Origin of the sequence: Acidovorax sp. CCYZU-2555, assembly GCF_018413525.1 — a bacterium.
GTDB lineage: Bacteria > Pseudomonadota > Gammaproteobacteria > Burkholderiales > Burkholderiaceae_C > Comamonas.
Window position 1 is genome coordinate 55,125 of the sequence record NZ_JAHCDD010000013.1, and the last position, 19,346, is coordinate 74,470.

Sequence of the window (19,346 nt, forward strand, 5' to 3'; positions counted from 1 at the left end):
CAGAACATCGCCTGCGATCGCGGGACCTTGACGCGCTGCGCTTTGCAAGACTTTCACCACAGGAAAACTGCAAGCACTCATCAACTCGCGCCATGGCAAGGGGTTGATTGATTCCGGGAAATGGTGTGCACTCGCTCCATGTGCAATAGATACGTCTCCCCTACGGAAACCGACATCGAACGGTTTTGGCATATTGGCCGCGCTAACCAGCCTCGCTGGTGGCGTGAGCAGCACGTCGAGATTTTCCCCAGGGCACAAGGCCCGTTTATCCGGCGCGCGGTAGACGACTCTGGCTATAGCCGGGAAGGCGCGTCCGGCCGTTGGGGCTTGGTGGCGGGCGAGTGGAGCCTGAAATACGCCACCAACAACGCGCGCAGCGAGGAGCTGGCGAGCAAGGCCAGTTTCAAGAGACCCTGGGCAAAGGGGCAGCGCTGCATCATCCCTGCCGTCTCCTTCGATGAGCCAAATTGGGAGTCGGGACGCAACCAATGGTGGAGGTTTGCGCGGGCTGATGGTGGACTGTGGGGGCTCGCGGGGCTGTGGAACCGGTGGGCCGATCCGAAGACCGGCGAGATTTTCGAGTCGTACACCGTGCTGACAATCAACGCTGACGACCACCCCTTGATGAGGCGCATGCACAAGCCCGATCCTAAGCTGCCCGCGGATCAGCAGGACAAGCGGAGCGTGATCGCAATTGAGCGCGAAGACGTCGATCAATGGCTTGGGGGGACCATTGCCGAAGCCTCTGAACTGCTGCGTCTTGCGCCCGTTGAGGTATTCGACGCCGGGCATGTGGCTGGCCGCTGAGGGCAAGAAAGCGACATCCAGTTTGCAGCCACAGAGCAGTCATTGCTTCACAATTCAGGCCTCGAGCCAGCCTGCGAAGCACGGCACCAAGAAGTGCTGGAGCATGCGGATCCGTCAGTCAATCGCGAATTGACGCGAAACAAACATAATCCCGAAAGACGCATCTCTGATGGATAGAATAGAAAGACTACTCCGACTGGGCTACCTGCCCTCTCAGTTGCCGCCCGCATTCGGAACCACCGACGTCGCCGTCCACCACGCAGCTCTCTATTCCGCATGGATCGCGCTGGCTCCGAAAAACGCGAAAGCCCGCAAGTCAAAATCCGAATTGTTCAGCGTAGCGCGAGCTGGCCATCAGCGTCGGGCGACCAGTCTGCCCAACCCCATTGCCCAAACTTACCTCAGCAAGGCAATTGTCGACAACTGGGCTAGCATGATCGGCCAATTTAGGCGGTCGAAATTAAGTGCGAGTCATCCTAGATTTCGTCGTGATTCCAGCCGCGCCGCTAGTTTGCCCGCAATGCAAACCCTTTACGAGCGTAGGCTGTTGCAGGGAGCGGGCTACCGATTCGTGCTTCGTACAGACATTTCGCGTTTTTTCCCCACCATTTACACGCATTCAATACCATGGGCCCTTCACGGCAAGGCGCTAGCAAAGAAGAACAGATCCATCACGCCAAAGTTCTTCGGGAACCTCCTTGATCAAGCGGTTCGTCAAGGTCAGGATGAACAGACGTTCGGGCTCCCGATTGGCCCTGACACCTCGCACATTATTGCTGAATGCATCGCTACCTCGATCGATATCGAGTTGACCAAGAGGCTTGGTGTTCGTCCCGCTGGCTTCCGCTATGTGGATGATTACTACCTTTTTTTTGAATCGTATGATTCTGCAAAGAAGGCGCTCGCGCACCTTGTTCTCTGTCTGAAAGATTTTGAGCTTCAAATCAACTTTGAGAAGACGAAGGTGTGTCGAATCGAAGAATTAGAAGAGGATTCTTGGACTCATGCGCTTAGAAGCTTTGACATTGCAGCAACCGGTCAGCGCCAACGCTCTGACGTCAATCATTTCTTCGAATTAGCCCGTGATCTTGCGAAGCGCCACACAAGTGACGGTGTGATGGCTTACGCTCTGAGGCGCGTCGGCTCAGTCATTATCCGAAAGGAAAATTGGGACTCGTTTGAAGCACAACTGTGCATGACTGCAGCTGCGCATCCAGTGACGCTTCAAGCATTCACGCGTCTTCTCTCTACGTATTCTGGCCTAGGCTTTCCCATTGGAAAACAGCGTCTATCACGCCTAGTGAATTCGCTCATCGAAGAGCATGCGCCCCTCGAGCACCATAGTGAGGTGGCGTGGTGCCTGTGGCTTTGTAAAGAGCTTTCGTTAACTTTGACGTCCGTCAACGTAGATATCGTTGTCGCAATGAATTCTTCAGTTTGCGTCTTGATCCTTTTGGATCTTGGTGATGCCGGATTACTGCTCAAAGCGCCATCTATCGCGCGATTCAGGCTGCTTGAGGACGCCGATGCGCTATGGGATGACCTTTGGATGCTGAGCTACGAGGCTGGGGTGCGAGGTTGGGGTGGTCTCTCCGAAATTCATGTAAGGGCGGATCCGCATTTTGAGGAAATGCGAAAGCGCAACGTGCGCTTTTACGACCCTGCTGCCTCGATCGCACCATTGTTTACGCCAAAACCCAACGCGTTGAAGCAGCACAATTTCAAAACGATCGCCGAGCTATTCAGTTTAGACAATCTCGACGAGGTGTTCGAGCACGACGACGAGGAAGACATATACGGTAGTCCGTTCGAAGAGCCGGAAGACGAACCGGACGATGAGCCGGAAGACGAACCGGAAGACGAGCCGGAAGACGAGCCGGAAGACGAGCCGGAAGACGAGCCGGAAGACGAGCCGGAAGACGAGCCGGAAGACGAGCCGGAAGACGAACCGGAAGACGAGCCGGAAGACGAGCCGGAAGACGAGCCGGAAGACGAGCCGGAAGACGAGCCGGAAGACGAACCGGACGATGAGCCGGAAGACGAACCGGACGATGAGGCGCTGCTCGAAGATAACGATCGATAGATTGTGAGCATGGGAAAGTTCGTGCAAGCGCTTCCCTTCTTTGCGCGTCCCCTCTCCTGAAATGAAAGGCGAGGCCGTCTGCCTCGCCGATTGCAGTGAAGCGTCACCCACGCGTTCTGCTCAGTAGCCGAGTTCCGCTACAGTCTGTTTTGTTCGAAGCTGGCGGACAGCTACTGGTCGGAAGCCGTCGTCTGTGCAAGGCGAAGAAGCTGACTCGTTGTAAACGACTAAAAAGGAGCTAGCGACCTCACGACCTCTACCGGACCAGGGCCGTAGTAGGTGCACCGACAGCGTGCGTCGCGCACTGTGAAGCGGCCCGGGAACACTTCGAAGACGGTGTAGTCGGCGGGCAACCCGGGGAGTATGTACACCAGGGGCCAGTCGTAATTCGGATTCGGGGTGCGCAGGAGGGTGGGGTAGGTGTGGATCACTGCGGTTTTCCCGGGATCACCCACCATGATTGGTGAGCGCCTGGAGCGATCGTATGCTTGGACTCGACCCCCACAAGTCGGATTCCGCCTCCATCGATGGCTCGAAGCGAGCAGTGGTCAAGTTGATAGACACAGGTGTCATCGAAAGCTTCCGGGCCATGCAACATGAAGGCTTGGGGAAAGGGCGCGCGTGCCCCGGGCGTCTTGGAACGCATTCGCAGCCATCCGTACATCGGGCCATTTCTGACCTCGTGATCGGGACGTCGCTTGCCTTCGCAATAGAGAACGTAAACGGTGCACCACATGCTTAGACTGTATTTGCATGCAGTATTTCCTTGTCAAGCGAAAAGTGCAGCCGTGGCTGCATGTCCCCGGCAGAATGTTGTAAATGCTTACGATTCTTAAGGCCAGTGTGTCGAAATGCGGACGGCGGTTCAAGTGAGCCACACGGAATTGAATAGGCCACGTTGCCCGGAATGGTGTGGGGTGGTGCGGAGTCACGGGCTAAATCACACCGAAATCACACCGATGCCCGCAAACCCGCATGGATGCTGGGTCGCGCGCGGGTTCAATTCCCGCCAGCTCCACCACCATAACGTCCAAGGGCGTTCACTGACATCCAGTGAACGCCCTTTTTCTTTGGTAAATCAACAACTTACAGTGCGCCGGCGTCCGGGTAAATTCGCTGACATCCTGGGCAGGGTGGGGGGATAAGTAGGGGGGAGAAAGCCGCGCAGTCCTATACTTTCGGGAAATTCCCCCCACTTTCGCCCCAAACCCAGCAAGCATGCGGCTTTGCAGCCACTGGCTCTCCCCGCCCCACTTTGGAGCGTGCAATCATGCTGGCTGATGCCAAGTGCCGAAATGCGATATGCCCCCCCCGAACGCAAGCGGGCGCGTTTTACCGATGCGGGCGGCCTATATCTGCAAGTGAACCCGAACGGCTCCAAGCGCTGGTTCTACAAGTACCGGGTCGAGGGCAAGGAGCAGTAGCTTGCCCTCGGAAGCTATCCAGTCGTGAGCCTGATGGCAGTGCGCAAGGCGTGCAATGCGGCGAAGCTTCAGAAGATGGAAGGGGTTGACCCGATCTAGGTCCGGAAGCTGGAAAAGCTCAAGGGTAGGTGGGAGGGCCACGATACGTTCAAGACAGTATCTCTTGAGTGGCACGCCAAGCAGGTCGAGACCTGGAGTCCTGGCCACGCTGCCCGCACCTTGCGCCAACTGGAGCGCGATCTGTTTCCTTGGCTCAAAGATAGGCCCATGGCCATCATCGAGCCCATGGAACTGCTGTAAGTACTGCAGAAGGTGGAGGACCGAGGCGCGCTGGAAACCGCTGACCGGGCATTGATGCTGGCCTGGCAGGTGTGGCGTTACTGGTTGCCCACGGCCGGCAACACCCAGCGCGACATTACCGAAGGGCTCAAAAGCCGCCTCACGCCATACCGAGGTAAGAACTTCCCAGCCATCGTGGAACCGCAACGCTTTGGCGAGCTGCTGCGGGCTATGTACGCCTACAAGGGCGGCCCGGTTGTGCGCACGGCGCTGCTGCTGGCACCCCTGCTCTACCAGCGTCCCGGCAACCTGCGCATGATGGAATGGGCCGAGCTGGATCTGGAGGCAGCCTTGTGGACCATCCCCAGCGCCAAGATGAAACGCTCCGTGGAGGAAAAGGAAAATAGGGATGCACATATGGTGCCCATGCCAACGCAGGCCGTGGAACTGCTGCAGGAGGTACAGCCCATCACGGGCCATGGACGCTACGTTTTCCCCGGACAGCGCGACCACGACCGTCCTATGTCGGATAACTCAGTGCGCAGCGCGCTGTATGGCCTGAGTTTTGGCAAGGAACAGAGCTGGCACGGTTTTCGGGCTAGCGCCCGGACCGTGCTGGTGGATCAGTTGGATCTGGATCATCTGGCCATCGAAGCCAACTTGGCGCATGCAGTAAAGGATTCCAATGGCCGAAGTTATAATCGAACTAAGTATTTGTCGCAGCGCTTTGAGCAGGTGCAGCAATGGGCGGACTATTTGGACAAGCTGCGCTTGGGTGTTGATGGAAACGAGCGTGGGCCGCGCAAAGGATAAGCTATTTCGGTCCATGCTGCAAGCCGAGCTACGGAAATGATGTCCGCTTTGCACACAGGCGTAACCAGTCGGCCGCCAATGCCCGCTTCCGGGAAGCCCGGTGGTCAGCACCAGAGCTATGGATCTGTAGGCTTTGCGCAAAGACCCACAAAAAAATTTGCAACACCATATTGAGCACAGCGCCATCACGCTGCAGAAGAAAGCGCAGTCGCTACGGGACCGACAGTATCCACTGGCGCACCGGCAGACGCGGGAAGACGTGATCGTTGAGGCGCCGTCTCCACCAGCGTCGCGTGTCGCATGAGGGGCAGACCCCGCGGCGTTTGCAGGAAAAGGTCACAAAATAGTCATGCCCGCAATCGTCACAGCGGGCACGGGCAAAGCCTTGGGCAAAGATGCCCACCATGGGTGGTGTAGAGCTTGTCGCTGGCGTTTTGCTTGCCCACCTTGGCGGCCATGCGTTGGAAGGTGTCTTCTACCTGCGCTTTGGTCACCACAGCCACGTCATCATAATTCTGATCGCCCACTCCGCATCAGCGGGGTTGATAAACAGGATCAGGCCGGTCATCATGACCCACTGGAACAATCGGATTTTAAGGAACAGGTCCATGCCCAAGTGAAACAGCACGCCAATGAGGATGAGGGGATAGCGAAATTCCTCGATCCAGATCAGCGAGCTCAGTGAGCCCCAAATAACGAGAGTGGACCACGTCAATACCTGAAACACAAACGGATGCCTAGCGAAGTCGGGAAACCTGAGGCGTTGATAACGCTTGATGTTGATCACATAAAACACGGCAGAGCCCTCTCTCCACATGCTGCCCAGCAGTTTCCAATACATCGACTTGAAGTAGATGTTTGCGACGAGAAGCTGCATCAGGCGCTGGCACCATGGCTCCTCCAGCGCAGCGTTCTGGAATGCACCGACCGGCGCGCCGATTGACAGCATGGAGTCGGCATTGGACTCGAACATAAACAGGAATAACATCAGCCGCATGGCGACGTCGCCGCTGTTCAAAATAACGGGGTTTCTGTGCTGTATTGACGTAAGTGTGACGAAAAGAACTACGGCGAAGAGCTGCGTGTGCCAGCCGAGCAAGACGCAGAAAATACAGAAGAAATGAAGCGCAAACACTGAGCGGACGGCCGTCATGCTGCCAGACGTGTATGTGAAGACGGAAAATACCCGCGGGCTGAACTCACGCTTCCAGGCGGCGAAGTTCAAAACCCCGTGAGGCCCGAAAAATAACGCCATGCCTTTTGCATGAAAGATGGCGTCGACCAGCAAAAGCACAGAGAAGGCTATCCTGAAGACGACCATCGTCGCGGAACTCTGCGGGGTGAACATGAAGTCGTTCCAGAGTCTGACCAATGTATGCAGGCTGACTGCGCCGTCGTTCATGCCGTATCCCTGGAAAAGGTAAAGACGACGATCTCTTCCGCTGGTGTGGGTGTTTCCCCCGCTTGCTTCCACGATGGTCTGGGGGACCGAGTCAACAGGTATTCAATTTTTTCTACCCTGCGGGCGTCGCTTGTGGGGCGAGTGACCTCGTAGGTGTTTATGAGGTACTCTGCATAGCAACGTTGGGTGAGGCTTTCCTTGGGCGCTACCAGAGCATGCATCAGCTTCAAATGGCGAACGTCACCGGAAAATTGCTGCACCCCGGGTGATGGGAAGTAATCGACAGGCACTTCGGCCGAACTTTGGTCTTCGAAGGTAATTTTGAAACGAATCAGTTCATCGGTGGTGATGGGCCTGGGAGCGAACATGGACCAACTGTGGTTCAGCCCCAGCCAGATCACGGGTCTGGTGAGTTTTTTCAGCAGGTGGCGGCTAAATCGCCCGTCAGGTAAATTCCAGCCCCACAGGAAAAAAATCATGCAAATGCAAAAAAGGCTAATTCCAATATGCGATGCGGTGTTCAAAGCAAGGGGCTCCCGTAAAACGTTCAGGTTGCAGGCTGGAAAGACGCCGTGAACCAAGACTCCGTCAGCGCCGGCGCCCTGCCTGACGCCGTGCCGGCTTTCCCTCCGGGCTCTTCGGATGAAACATCAGTCGTACTGTTTGATGGGGTTTGCCATTTCTGCAATGGGGTGGTGATGTTTATGGCCAGGAATGAGGAAGGGACTCGTCTTCGTTTCGCCCATCTGCAGTCGGAGTCTGGGCGCAGGTTATTGCGGCAATATGGATTGTCGTTAGATACGCTGGATAGTATCGTCCTGATCGATGGCGGGCAGGTGTATCTGAAGTCTGATGCCGTCGTGAGGCTGACGCAATCGCTGAGCCGGCCGTGGAGATACATAGGCGCCTTGGGCTATGCGCCGCGTGCGGTACGAGATGTTGTGTACGACTTCGTGGGCCGCCATCGCTATCGCCTGTTTGGCAAGGCCAATGAGTGCGTGATTCCGAGTGAGGACATACTGAAGAAGTTTCTGAAGTAGCCCCATGAAAGTCTCGGTGTACCAGAGTCACACCTACAAGACGAGCTTCGCACGGCCCTGGGTTCGTAGACTCAGTGATCATTGCCTACGGAGTTGACGTCTCCCCCGATGTCGTTGCCGACGGAATTCACGTCTCCGCCAATGTCATTTCCCACAGAGTTGACGTCACCGCCGATGTCATTGCCCATGGAGTTCCCGGGCGGGCGATCCTCTGGCGGGTTTTTGGGGACTCGTGGCGACTCATGGTCTTTGCCAAGATCGGTGTCCAGGTTGTCCATTGAAAAAGGTCCCATGTCACATCCTTTGTAGTTTGACGCGTGATTGTGCAGTGAAATAGCGGGCGCACATAGCGTTTGCTCGTCGGGTACTCCGGATAGAAAATTTGACCGCATGAGGGTAAATATGGCACGGGTTTTTGGTATCTTGACGCCTTCGTCCAGGGCAGTTTTAGCGGTCGCGGCGGCTTAAAGCGAGTCCACTGTTCGAGCGCTGGATTTGGGTCTGACGCGGACTTAGTCTCTGAAAAACGTCCCCCTTGCTGAGTGGTCCAATCACGTTAGACAAGGAACGAAGATGAACAAGACAGTCAGAGTGAAATACACGCTGGATTCATGTTGGAAGCGGTTCGTTTGGTAGAGAACGGGCAGACGATTGCCTGTGCAAGCAGAAGCCTTGGGGTGATAGAGCAGACGCTGTTCAACTGGGTCAAGCCTCAGCACAGTCCGGGCCGCAGGCTACTGCGCACGAGACCGAAACCCGCGATCCCCCGCCATGAATGCCTCCAACATGTGCGGTATCAACGTGGCAGCATCCACCATCTCGCCATAGGCTTGCGCATGCAGCGCGGCGTAGCGGTCGAGGTCAGCCTTCAGACCGACCGAGCACGCGAAGGTCAACTTCGTGCTTTCCGTCTTGGGCAGCGGGCCGAGCCGCAGCTTCTTTGTCGGTGTGTTCATCGTGATGCACCTCGCTGAAAAAACATCGGCTGATACGGCCGCAGCACCAGATCCCGATTAATGATGATGCGTACCGGCAGGCCGGGGCGGCTGGTCAGCGTCGGCTGGATGTTCATGTTGCGTCGGGTCATTTCCTGCCCGACCTGATTCACCGAGTCTTGCATGCCATCACGTCCGGCGATGATGACCCGATCCCCTCCCTGGCGGTTTTCTGGCGCGGCCAGTTCAGCGCCGATACCCAGCAGGGTGGTCAGTGCAGCACCCGCCAGAATGCGATCCCAATGGGCATCGACTCTATCCTTCAGTCCGGCATAGCCGGCGGCGTCTGTGTCGACCAGGTTGTCGAGCTGGAACGAAGACGTGTCCGGCAGGATCACCCGGTTCCACACCACCTGCACGCGGCTTTGGCCGTAGCTGACCTGGCTGTTGTACTTGCCCATGAGGCGCGCACCTTGGGGGATCAGCAGGAACTTGCCGGTGGCAGTGTCGTAGACCGGCTCTGTCACCGTGGCGATGACATCGCCGGGCAGGTCAGACTTGATGCCCGTGACCAATGCGGCCGCGATCACCGTGCTGGCCATCACCTGGTAAGGGGAGACGGGCAATTGCAGGGAGCCGGAATTGCAGATTTGCGTAGATCCGGCTTTGGACAGAAACGCCTCCTTCTGGTCCTGCTGGTTCTGCACGGCGGTGGGGTCGGCCGGCTGGGCGGCCGTCGAGGCTGGGCCTGCGGCCACTGGATCGAAGGCTGCGTTCGGCGCTTGAGCAGTACCAGGCGCGCCCTGTGCCGCTGCCACAGCGGCCAGCTTCTGTCCACCTGAGCGCAAGAATACCGACGAAGACGCCGCTTCCTCCGCTTCCCTCAGGCGCGCAAGTCGATCGGCTTCGGCTGGGCCGTAGCCTTGCGCCTGCTGTTCAGCTCTCAGGATTGGCACGCCGAGATCGCCCGGCAGTGGTGGGCCGAGCTCGGGCACGGCAATTGGCACCGGCGGCGGCAGTTTGGAATAGTCGGCGGGCAGTTGATCCAGCCCTTCGGAGCGCGACACGCGATCGACGTTGTACAGCTCGGTGGGCTCGTTCGCGTTGCGTCGTTGCGGTTGCAGCGACCAAACCAAGGCCCCGAGCACGGCCACCGACAGGCCGCCAGCGAGGGCGGCCAGCACGCGCCTGTTCAAGCGCGTGACCGGGCGTGGCGGTGCACGTAGCGTCACGTCCTCCGGGGCTGCCTTGGGCGGCATGTTTGGTTCCGGGATATCGGTAGTTGTGTCCTCGCGCATGGTCAGTTCCTCCGGCCATCGGTGCGCTCGATGCGCACCATGTCGCCCTTGTCCGCGCCCAGGCGCAATTCGGCGGCGCCGAACAGCCTATCCACGATGTAGTAGGGCGAACGGAAGCGGTAGTTCACGAGCTGGCCGTCGCCCTGCGCACCAATGACGAACAGCGGTGGCAGCTCGCCCTGGGCGATGCCGTCGGGGAACTGGATGTAGACCTTCTCGCCATCGTCGAAGGCGCGCAGGGGTTGCCACGGTGGATTGCTGCCGCTGATCGCGTAGCGAAAGCGGATCTTTTCCAGCGACAGGCCCGCATCGACTGGCGCGGCGGCGCTGGCGGCCTGGGCCTGGCGTTGCAAGGCCTGCATACGGTCCTTGGGGTAGTCCCAGGACACCGACGCCATCCAGGTCTTCTCGGTCGAGCTCAGCTCGATCAGGTAAGTGCGCCGGCTGGTGGTGATGACCAGATTGGTCTTCAGGCCTGAGCGCGTGGGTTTGACCAATACGCTCACGCGCAGGTTGGCTCCTGTGCCGCTGGAGGTGTCGCCCACGATCCAGCGCACGGTATCGCCTGCGGCCACGGTCACCAGCTCTTCGCCGGGCTGTAGCGAGACGACGGTCACATGTCCCGGGCTGGCATAGACCTGGTACAGCGCGCCCTCGGTATAGGGCCAGATCTGGATCGCATTGACGTAGCCCTCGCGCGTGGGCGCCATGCGGGCTTCCTGGTTGGCGCGCGAGACGCGCAGCTTCTCGTCGGTGGGCTCGGGTGTGGCTTTCTCTTCGGCCGGTATGGGCAAGGGTTTCATCTGCGCAGGCAGTGGCAAGGGGGAGGGCACGGCCACCACCTCGATGGGCTTGGGTGGCTCGGGCAGCGGCTGTGCCGCGACGGGCTCATCCAGAGGTATGGACGGAGCTCGCATGCCCTGCGTGGCGCAGCCTGCAAGGGCCAGCAGTGCGGACAGAATTGCAGAAATGCACAAAGACGGTTTCATGGTTTGCTTCCTTCGGAGGAATCGAGTTCACGGCTCCACGCCAGGCCATTGACGTAGATGCCCAGTGGGTTGCGGCGCAGCTTCTCTTCGGTACGCGGCGCTTGCAGGACGATGGAAACCACCGCTGTCCAACGTTCCAACCCGGCGGCTGCGCCGTTGACGTAGCGGCGTTCGGTCCAGCGCAGGTTGAACGAGGCATCGCTGGCGCGCACGATGCTGGTGATCTGTACCGTCACCGATTCCTTGACGATGCGCGCAAAGGGATCGTTCACCCGCGCGTAGTCGTTGAGCACGGCCGCGCCACGGTCGGTGGTGTAGCCGTAGGCATCGAGCCAGTTCTGCCGCACGACGACGGGGTCGATGGAGAGCGAGCGCACCAGGGTGACGAAGCGTCCCAGATGGTGCGCTGTCTGCGCATCGTTGGGCTTGTACGGCGAGGTCGCTTCGCCCACGGCGCGCACTTGCCCGCCGCTGTCCACTTCCATCACGAAGGGCGTAACGATGGGCTGGGCCGAGCGCCAGACCAGGTCGCCCGCCATCAGCAGGGCTAGGACCAGGCAACCGAAGGCCATGAGTCGCCAGTTTTTGGCTTGCACGCGGGAGGAGCCGATACGGTCGTCCTAGGCCTGTGCGGCGGATTGATAGGGCGTGGCGGGCTGCGGGGTATCCGCGTAGCGGACCAGGGGTCGTTTGAATCGCATGGATGGTCTCCTTATTCATCCTAGGGATCGCGCAGGTGGGGCGCTGGGCCGGAACCGCCTGCGTCCCCGCCGCGCAGCGTGTGGGCGACAGTCGAAGCGGCCTGGCTGATCTGCTGCTTGCGCTGCAGGCGATTGGCCCACGCGGGTTGTGCGGGGCCATCGGTAGCGGTCGAACCGCTGGCAGCGCCGCCCCGCGTCTTCATGGACGGGATACCCGCGGCCATCTTTTGCCCTGCGGACTGCGCGCCTGCCTTGGCGGATTTGCCCAGGACAGAGGCTGCGCCCTTGATGCCGTGACCCGCGCCCGCACCGCCAGCCGAAAACGTCTACTTCGCGCTGCTGGCTGTGGAAGACGCGGCGTGGGCACCATCCACCGCGCTCTTGGCGGCAGCCGGCGCCATGCGCGCACCGGCCGCGACGGCGCTCCCCACCCCGGTCGCTGCTGCGCCCATGGTGGCGACGCCTCCGGTCATCGCCAAGGCCGTGCCTGCGGCGGCGCCCGCACCCAACTGCGGCGCACCGGAGACCAGGCCGGTGGCCACGCCTGGCCCGAAGATTCCCAGTGCCAGCAACGTGAGCGATGCCAGCATCATCACCACGGCATGGTCGATGGAGGGAGCATCGGGCTTCACTTTGAATTCGGCGAACAGGCCGGAACCAATACCGACGATCACCGCCAGTACCAGTACCTTGATGCCCGACGACACCACGTTGCCAAGGACCTTTTCCGCCAGGAATGCGGTCTTGTTCCAGAGTGCGAAGGGCACCAGCACGAAGCCGGCAAGCGTGGTTAGCTTGAACTCGAGCAGCGTGACGAAGAGCTGGATCGCCAGGATGAAGAAGCTCACCACCACCACCAGCCACGCCAGGAACATCACCACGATGGGGTCGATGTTGGCGAATACTTCCGGGAAGCCCGCCATATTTTTGATCTGCGCCAGAATTGGCGTGCCGGCATCAATCCCCACCTCGGCCAGTTTTCCGGGCTGGAGGAACTCCGCCTGCGTGAGGGTCGAGCCCGACGCCACCAAGCCCAATCCGGCGAAAGACTTGAACATGATTCCCGCTAGCATGTTGAAGTTGCCGATGATGTAGGCGAAGGCTCAGACATACAGCACCTTCTTGATGAGCTTGGTCATGATGTCATCGCCCTGGCCCGAGGCATGGCCCATGGCCCAGAACAGGCCGGCCAGCGTCATATCTATCACCACCAGCGTGGCGCTCAGGAAGGCGACTTCACCGCTGAGCAGTCCGAAGCCGGAATCGATATAGGTCGAAAAAACGTCGAGGAAACGGTCAATGACGGCAACGTCGTTCATGGCTCACCTCAGTTGCCGTAGAAGTTGACGGGATACGGCGTGTACGGCGTGCCGGTGCCAAGGAAGCGTCGCCGCACTTCGCGCGCACGCTCGGTCACCGTCGCTTGCCGTGCCAGTTCCAGCGAGACGGCACGGCCTTGCGTGATCTGCAGCTGCTGCGCCTGGATAGCTTGCTTGGCCTGTAAGGCCAGGAGCTGATTTGTCGCCTGCGCCGCTTGCAGCGCGCCGGTAGCAGACTGGCTCTGGCCCACCAGATCGGCCAGCACGCCTTCGTCGGATGCCAGGTTCTGCGAGACCTGCGCCTGCATTCGCATGGCGGTGTGCAGGCCGTCGAGCGTGTGCTGCCAGCGCTGGAGGGCGTCCTGCGCCATGCGGTCGCCGCTCACCGTGGTGGCATATTGCCGTGGGTACATCCGCCCAGGCGTCGAGGTCGGGCACGGCGTACATCACACGCCGGCCGAATTTACGAATGCGTGGGCCACCGCCAATGACACGCTGCTTCTCCAGCGTGCGCGGTGACAGCCGCAGGAAGTTGGCGGCCTCGTCGTTGGTTAGGTAGCGCACAGGCTGTGCGGTAGGGGGAGTGAATGCGACAGCGGGCCGAAAAGGAGCGGGTCTCATGGTGCGAACCTCCATCGTTCAGGGTCGCCGGCCACAACAGTGCGATCGGCTGGAGGCCAGTCTCCAGAAAACGCAGCGTCCTGCTCAGGGACGTTTTGCATCGAGCACAAAACGTCCCTTGTCAGGCGCAGGCAACTGAGCCAGGCGGCGATAGCCGCCACACATCAGCTAATTTCCCCGTTGCACCAGGCGGCGCACGCGGCCGCGCAGGTCACCATCGGCATGCCAGTGAGCGGCCACGGCATCGGGGCCGTACAGCGCGTCGGCCACGGTGCGCAGGGATGCGCCTGCCAGAGTCCCGTCGAGCGCCTGCAGGGTGTACAGCTCCATCAACATGGACTGGCTGGGGCGGGGCTTCGTCGCTGAGATAGGGGCAGCAGGCCCGGCATGCGCTGCTGCGAGCTTGTCCAGTTCGCCCGCAAGGGCACGAGAGCGGGCGTAAGGCGGATGACAGGCCCGGAACGCGTGGGCGTAGGCCATGCCGTCATCCAGCGTGGGTGCGAGCGCAATACGCAGGACGCCGCCCGGCAGCCGGGCAATCAGCAGCAGTCGTCGGCCGTCATGGATCAGCTGCTTGTGACCGGGGATACGCCAGAACTCGAAGGGCAGGGCGTCAAGCGGTGGATCGGCATCGGGATAGAGTTGCACCACGGTATCGTGGTCGGGGAACCAGGCCGGGTGCGCATACCGCGCATCCAGACCAGGATCTTCCAGCAGCCGCAGACCCCAGCGTTGCGCGGCGCCAGGGCGACGCCGAGCCCAGTCGCGCCGATAGTCCGGGTTGCGCCGCAGGTATTCCCAGGCCAGGGCGGGGCCGTCGAGGTGCAGGACGTAGAGATACGCGGCGCTGGGAAGCCAGTGATCGGATCTTGCTTCTGCCATGGCGCAACTCTCAATGGGCAGCGGGAACAGTCGCCATGGGCGCCGGCATTGAAAAGCCATGGAGCCATCGTCAAAACGGTATGTGAGTCATTGAAGCCTGCGACGTCAAGACAGATGGGCTCCGCAGCGGTGATGGTTTCATCCGACTGCGATGGCTGAGCAGCTGGATTACTGCACAGCACCACAACCTTGTATCAACGTGGTTCGGAGATCGTGACCGTTTGCGCCAGGATTGCACCGCTGGAGTGCAGAGTGCGAATTGATGCGGGAATATTCTGAATTCAGGCTGAATTTGACGCAGTACGCTGAGCTTGGGTCGGGTCTGCGAGCGATGTGCTCCAGGTCCACGCGCTTGTTCACTGTGGCGATCCGCCTGGCAAGGGGCCAGGAGGTTCACCGAATTGGCGAGGCTCTTGTCTTGGCACTGGGCTGGTTTTGAGTCTTTGTGGAAAAGCGCGAATGCACAGACTCGTGAATCCGTACAGGCACGAAGTCGGAAAGCCGGAAGTGCGGAAAGTGCCCAAACCACGGAAGTGGATTTCAGTAAAGGCGTGGATGACCTCGCTCAGAGGCAGAGCGGTAGCTCGACAACTGGCTGGATAGGCGTGGGGCCACGCGAGCGGGCGTCCTGGATGTTCCGCTATTCGTATGCTTCAGCGCATCTGAAGCATGGATCTGGCTGCAGATTTGGTAAGTCTGACGATGTGGGTGCCGCGGCAGAAACTCACCTGCATAGATTGCAAGTTGTTGATTTTATTTGTGATTTCGAAATTCTGGGTCGCACCAATGGTGGGGCATCATGCAATGTTTTCTACACCATATAGCTTTCTATATGGTGTACTTTTATATACCATGTTGATGGTCAATGGATGTCGTTAAGTCATTGATTTAATTTGTCTTTTCGAAAATTTGATTGCCGGCAGAATCGATGGTGCTTGAATCGCCCATTGACGCCCAGGCCCCCTTCACCTGGGCTCGGCTGCTCGGTATCTGTCGCATCCCGGACGATCATAGGGTCGCTTATTGAACAGATATGGATGGGTTTGGTGCCACTGCTTCATCGCCTGCATGGGCGTTTTGCTGCTCAGCACTGACTGAGGCAACTGGTGGTTGTAAAGCGCTACGTAACGCAGCAGCGTCTGCTCCAAGTCTTCACTGCTGCGAAACCGGTGGGTTTTCAGCATATCGGCAATACGTCCATTGAAGCGCTCAACCATTCCGTTGGTTTGGGACGTCCTAGGCAGGGTCAGACGATGCTCTATGTCCAAGGTCTGGCAAAGCGGTTTGACCAGGTGCAGCAATGGGCGGACTATTTAGACAAGCTGCGCTTGGGTGCTGGTACGAATGCGTGAGAACAGCGCACCAATTGAGCGATTTGGGTCCATGCAGCCTATTGATCTAGAAAAATAATGTCCGCAATCACAGAAATTGCTGTCAATCCCTCTGTCACCGATCGGTGAGATTATTCCCGGCAAAGCGATTCCACTGAATTTTTTCTAAAAATAGTTGATGTCCCGGGACAGAAGGTCATTAAGGTCGAAATAAAGTTGGGCTTAGTTTAAGATGTAGCAGAATGTAGTCGAGAGACGACAAGAAATACCAGAGGAGACGAGTGAATATCACTGAGAAAGACTGGTCACAGCCCGCCTTGGCAGACTGCGGTGGCGTTGCGGATCATCACTTATTAGCTGTCGGTTGAGCAATGTCCCGGTTCATTGCCTGGAACGATCTGCTGCTGTTGGAGTTCTTTTCAGCCGCTGCTAAAAATGAAGATGTATGGCTCAGCACAACTCGTGTAGAGCTGGACTCGTTTGGCTTGCACCTTGGCGGCGCCAAAGGTCTGATCGAGGCTGTGTCATACGGGGCACCTTGGCTACAGGGTGGTTTCGCTAATTGCTCGGAGGAAGTCTGCCTCCTGGTTCAGCAGCGTCGGGGCTTGCGTTCGCCGTCCTACCGAGATCCTGGCGCATCAAATCCTATGTACGCGGGCGTAAAGGCCCCAGCATACCTTCCTATCCTTGCCCTATGGGTCCTAGCGGCCTCAGGTGATGAACTGGAAAAAGGCTTTTATGCCTCAGTGGAAAAGTTGCTTGGTCGTCCGTTCAAAAGTGGGCCGAAAGTTACCGATGCGATGTCCAAAGCATGGGGAGACCTTGAAGCATGGTCGGCTGGGGAGTGCAATGGCCGCTTCGGGAATTTCCACCAGCGCGTTCTAGGAGAGCACCGTTTTGTCGGGATTTCGCGCTCCCAATGCCTAATTAGCCGGCAAGACGAGCGGAACCTTAACCGGCTTTTCTGGGCGCTTAGGCTTCGGCCGGGCCAGAGTCTGCTGGATTCAACGCTCGCAGTCCTGCTTGAGCGCGGTTGCGAATCGCCTTTCCTGACGAAGCCGCTTCGCGCTGCTATGGCTAAGCATGAGTACAAACCGCCACTAGCGGCCCTTCTCCGAAAGCTTCTCGGGTCGTGGAATGGAAGCCGACCCAAAGGTGGTCACGTTGACCCCGCTCGGCCCAGTGCTGGGCCGCTGCTCAAGGAGCAAGGCGAAGCAGGAGCCGCCATCACACTTGTCCTACTGCCTTCCGAAGAAGTTCCGAATGGGTGGAATGTATGTTGGAGCTTTCCGGCAGTAGTCGATGCGCCGCTCTGCAGCTTTGAAATTGAAGGCCAGCGCCAGCCCGCTTTCATGCACCGCGCGGGTGCAAGCTTTATAACCGACGTTTCGGAGAAGCATGTCCGGCAATCGGTAGCGGCCCTTTCTGCTTCGGCGTCGGTGCAGCTCGAAGTACAGGTCCAGCTTGAAGACGATAGCGCTGGCACATGTGGCGACCAATGCCGCAAGGAACTGATCCGCCAGACTCCCCGCCGGATATTGGCCTGGAACTCGATTGATCCGCGCTTCGGACAGCAGCTTATCGAGCGTGATGTCCCGCTCTACGGCGTCTTTTACCTAGTTTGCGCTCCGGCCGATTGGGCCAGGACCGAGCCCTGGCTTCGACGGGAGCGGATCCCTTTCGAGTCAATGGGGGTGAGCGGCTTGCCAAGTGAATGGCGGATGGCCTGCATCCATAGAGCAGAGAGGCTTACTGCCGAACATCGGAAGTATTTGGCTGATGATCCCGAAGCCACTGACGTGCCGCCAGCCAGGTTGCGGCTTGTCGGGGGGAGCCGGCTGCTGCGTGGCGGAGCACGCTTGTTTGCTTCATACGACCTGCCTGCTGTTGAATTTGAAGCACCTCCTGAAGCGCTTATTGAAGCTCCTGGACTGCAGCTTTCAGAGGTGTCCCAACACTCCGTCAAGGAGGGGCAATCGGGAATCCGGCGTTTCCTGGTTGCTTTGCCTGACCTGAACCGCAGCAGCTTCGAAATCAGGCTTGTGGCGGGCACGGCCGAGCTGGCGAACATCCGTCTGCGGGTGGCCGATCCTGACGGGGAGGGCCGTGGGGAGGCCAGAGATTTTTCACTCGACCCCTTGGGATTCCCAAGATCTGCTGTCGGGGGCCTAAATGGCAATCGCATTGGCCGCGAGCACCACGATCCGACTGGCGGGGGGTGGCACAGCGAACAAATGCAAGAGGTTCCAGCTATCGCCGAGTGGGCCGGCAAATCCTTCGCGGATTCGGGCGCAGCACAGTTCCTGGACACGCTGGCAGCGCGAGGATCGATATCTTACGGAGTGGCGAGGGACCAGATCTCACGGCTCTCCGGCGGTATCAATCCCATTTCCTTGCTGATGGACCTGCGGGCGCGAGGCTGCCTAGAAATTGAGACCGATGGCAAGGGACACTTCGTTCGCATCCATGGCGTAGCTCCTTCGCTGTATGGACTACCTGCTACTCAAGATGGCCTGCCGCTATTTGGCGTATCAGGGACCCTGCGGCTAGCCCAATGGACTTTACTGCAAGCCAATGGGAATTTCATGGTGACCGCCGCAGAACCCTTCGCAGGTCATTTGCCAGCGTTGCGTGTGGTCGCAGTTGACGTGCATTCCGTTCAGGCCGAGTGTTCCTCTATGGGCTTGCTCTTTGCGCAAGGTCCGGCGCGGGATGTGGCTCGCTGGGCGGGGCCGCTGAGGCAGGCCAGGGAAGCTGCGGAATCACGGGGGACAGAGACAGTTTCCGCTGAGCTGGGGCATCTACATCGCCTGAAGGCAGATTCGGCTCGGTTCGTACCGGTTAGCGAGCCACGCCTGTCTATCGACCGGGAGTGCGGCGCTCAGCTTTTCCGTTTCGATGACCCTCAGGCTACAGCCTTGCAGCTGTACGTTCTGGGCGTGCGCCGCGCAGATGGAACTTCGAGGTATTCGCACGTGCCCGACTCGCGTTGGGGAGTATGGATCTCGCAGCTGGCCTTCGCGGAAATGCTCAAGGAGAAGCATGGCCGGAACGACGCATTTCCTTGGCCGCTCCACTATGACCCAGAAGCGCGCGACTTATGGGTGCCTGCACGACTGCGTCCGCCTGTTGTGCTTGAGCGGGCCCTGGCGCTTTGCTCGGGAATGGGGCCTGCGATCCATTTCCTTTCTTTCGGCGGCGATGCCGGCGGCAGGTCGCCTGTTTTCGACAGCTATTCTGGACGCGTCGTTAGGGCTATTAGCCATGTGTACCGGGAGTTTGTTCCGGGGCATTGGCTCTGCTACAGCTGGGTTCCCGCAGAAATAGCGCAGCAAGTCGCTGCGCTGCTGGGGTGCGCGTTGGAGCCATTCACGTGCGTAAAGGCGGCTCGTAGCTCAGAAACTTTGAATGCTTAAAAGGAC

At 59.1% G+C, this 19,346-nt stretch carries 14 protein-coding genes and 7 pseudogenes; 8 read left to right on the top strand and 13 right to left on the bottom strand.

From position 1 onward, the window contains the following. The first annotated feature begins 138 nt into the window (after positions 1 to 138). From KHY18_RS06790 to KHY18_RS27025, 5 genes are all read left to right on the top strand, one after another. On the top strand, positions 139 to 807 hold the full coding sequence (locus KHY18_RS06790; protein ID WP_213296243.1) for an SOS response-associated peptidase: 669 nt from the start codon (positions 139 to 141) through the stop codon (positions 805 to 807). 169 nt (positions 808 to 976) lie between these two features. After that, positions 977 to 2,890 (top strand): RNA-directed DNA polymerase, encoded by a 1,914-nt coding sequence (locus tag KHY18_RS06795; RefSeq protein WP_213296245.1) that lies wholly within the window; start codon positions 977 to 979, stop codon positions 2,888 to 2,890. 1,295 nt (positions 2,891 to 4,185) lie between these two features. Beyond that, entirely contained in the window at positions 4,186 to 4,314 is a 129-nt protein-coding gene (locus tag KHY18_RS27020; RefSeq protein ID WP_249728962.1) for an Arm DNA-binding domain-containing protein, read from the top strand. Positions 4,315 to 4,422: 108 nt separating this feature from the next. Next, entirely contained in the window at positions 4,423 to 4,614 is a 192-nt protein-coding gene (locus KHY18_RS27420; RefSeq protein ID WP_502768417.1) for a phage integrase central domain-containing protein, read from the top strand. 54 nt (positions 4,615 to 4,668) lie between these two features. After that, on the top strand, positions 4,669 to 5,406 hold the full coding sequence (locus KHY18_RS27025; protein WP_249728963.1) for a tyrosine-type recombinase/integrase: 738 nt from the start codon (positions 4,669 to 4,671) through the stop codon (positions 5,404 to 5,406). 100 nt (positions 5,407 to 5,506) lie between these two features. Here KHY18_RS27025 and KHY18_RS06805 read toward each other — a convergent pair. From KHY18_RS06805 to KHY18_RS06815, 3 genes and pseudogenes are all read right to left on the bottom strand, one after another. Next, a pseudogene (locus KHY18_RS06805) lies at positions 5,507 to 5,806 on the bottom strand (transposase zinc-binding domain-containing protein); the annotation flags it as partial. 90 nt (positions 5,807 to 5,896) lie between these two features. Further along, entirely contained in the window at positions 5,897 to 6,808 is a 912-nt protein-coding gene (locus KHY18_RS06810) for an HTTM domain-containing protein (protein ID WP_213296264.1), read from the bottom strand. After that, a complete protein-coding gene (locus tag KHY18_RS06815) occupies positions 6,805 to 7,332 on the bottom strand; it encodes a hypothetical protein (protein WP_213296267.1) in 528 nt (175 codons plus the stop codon). The genes KHY18_RS06810 and KHY18_RS06815 overlap by 4 nt, the downstream gene beginning before the upstream one ends. A 48-nt stretch (positions 7,333 to 7,380) precedes the next feature. On the opposite strand from KHY18_RS06815, the gene KHY18_RS06820 reads away from it, so the two are divergent. Then, a complete protein-coding gene (locus KHY18_RS06820) occupies positions 7,381 to 7,848 on the top strand; it encodes a thiol-disulfide oxidoreductase DCC family protein (protein WP_213296270.1) in 468 nt (155 codons plus the stop codon). Between the two features lie 71 nt (positions 7,849 to 7,919). Here the strand turns inward: KHY18_RS06820 and KHY18_RS06825 are convergent, their stop codons facing one another. Then, positions 7,920 to 8,126, bottom strand: a complete 207-nt coding sequence (locus tag KHY18_RS06825; RefSeq protein WP_213296272.1) for a hypothetical protein — start codon at positions 8,124 to 8,126, stop codon at positions 7,920 to 7,922. A 295-nt stretch (positions 8,127 to 8,421) separates the two neighbouring features. On the opposite strand from KHY18_RS06825, the pseudogene KHY18_RS06830 reads away from it, so the two are divergent. Then, positions 8,422 to 8,579 (top strand): annotated as a pseudogene (locus KHY18_RS06830) (transposase); the annotation flags it as partial. A gap of 3 nt (positions 8,580 to 8,582) precedes the next feature. On the opposite strand, the gene KHY18_RS06835 reads toward KHY18_RS06830, so the two are convergent. From KHY18_RS06835 to KHY18_RS06875, 9 genes and pseudogenes are all read right to left on the bottom strand, one after another. Next, complete coding sequence (locus tag KHY18_RS06835; RefSeq protein ID WP_213296278.1) at positions 8,583 to 8,804, bottom strand: DUF2274 domain-containing protein; 222 nt, start codon at positions 8,802 to 8,804, stop codon at positions 8,583 to 8,585. After that, positions 8,801 to 10,081 carry a TraB/TrbI/VirB10 family type IV secretion system protein gene (locus KHY18_RS06840; protein WP_213296280.1) on the bottom strand — a complete coding sequence of 427 codons (1,281 nt, stop codon included), beginning with the start codon at positions 10,079 to 10,081 and terminating at the stop codon, positions 8,801 to 8,803. Before KHY18_RS06840 ends, KHY18_RS06835 begins: the two co-directional genes overlap by 4 nt. Before the next feature lie 2 nt (positions 10,082 to 10,083). Continuing rightward, positions 10,084 to 11,070: a P-type conjugative transfer protein TrbG gene (gene trbG, locus KHY18_RS06845; RefSeq protein ID WP_213296289.1), complete on the bottom strand. Its 987-nt coding sequence runs from the start codon at positions 11,068 to 11,070 to the stop codon at positions 10,084 to 10,086. After that, positions 11,067 to 11,771 (bottom strand): annotated as a pseudogene (gene trbF, locus KHY18_RS06850) (conjugal transfer protein TrbF). The gene trbG and the pseudogene trbF overlap by 4 nt, the downstream one beginning before the upstream one ends. Positions 11,772 to 11,791: 20 nt before the next feature. Beyond that, positions 11,792 to 13,090: pseudogene (gene trbL / locus KHY18_RS06855) on the bottom strand (P-type conjugative transfer protein TrbL). Positions 13,091 to 13,098: 8 nt separating this feature from the next. Continuing rightward, positions 13,099 to 13,506: pseudogene (trbJ, locus tag KHY18_RS06860) on the bottom strand (P-type conjugative transfer protein TrbJ); the annotation flags it as partial. Beyond that, a pseudogene (locus tag KHY18_RS06865) lies at positions 13,505 to 13,711 on the bottom strand (helix-turn-helix domain-containing protein); the annotation flags it as partial. The pseudogenes KHY18_RS06865 and trbJ, both read right to left, overlap by 2 nt. 168 nt (positions 13,712 to 13,879) lie before the next feature. Further along, positions 13,880 to 14,593 (bottom strand): DUF7011 domain-containing protein, encoded by a 714-nt coding sequence (locus tag KHY18_RS06870; RefSeq protein ID WP_213296291.1) that lies wholly within the window; start codon positions 14,591 to 14,593, stop codon positions 13,880 to 13,882. A gap of 965 nt (positions 14,594 to 15,558) precedes the next feature. Further along, positions 15,559 to 15,888, bottom strand: a pseudogene (locus tag KHY18_RS06875) (integrase core domain-containing protein); the annotation flags it as partial. A gap of 407 nt (positions 15,889 to 16,295) precedes the next feature. Between KHY18_RS06875 and KHY18_RS06880 the strand changes: the two are divergent. Then, positions 16,296 to 19,340, top strand: a complete 3,045-nt coding sequence (locus KHY18_RS06880) for a hypothetical protein (RefSeq protein ID WP_213296294.1) — start codon at positions 16,296 to 16,298, stop codon at positions 19,338 to 19,340. Positions 19,341 to 19,346 lie beyond the last annotated feature (6 nt).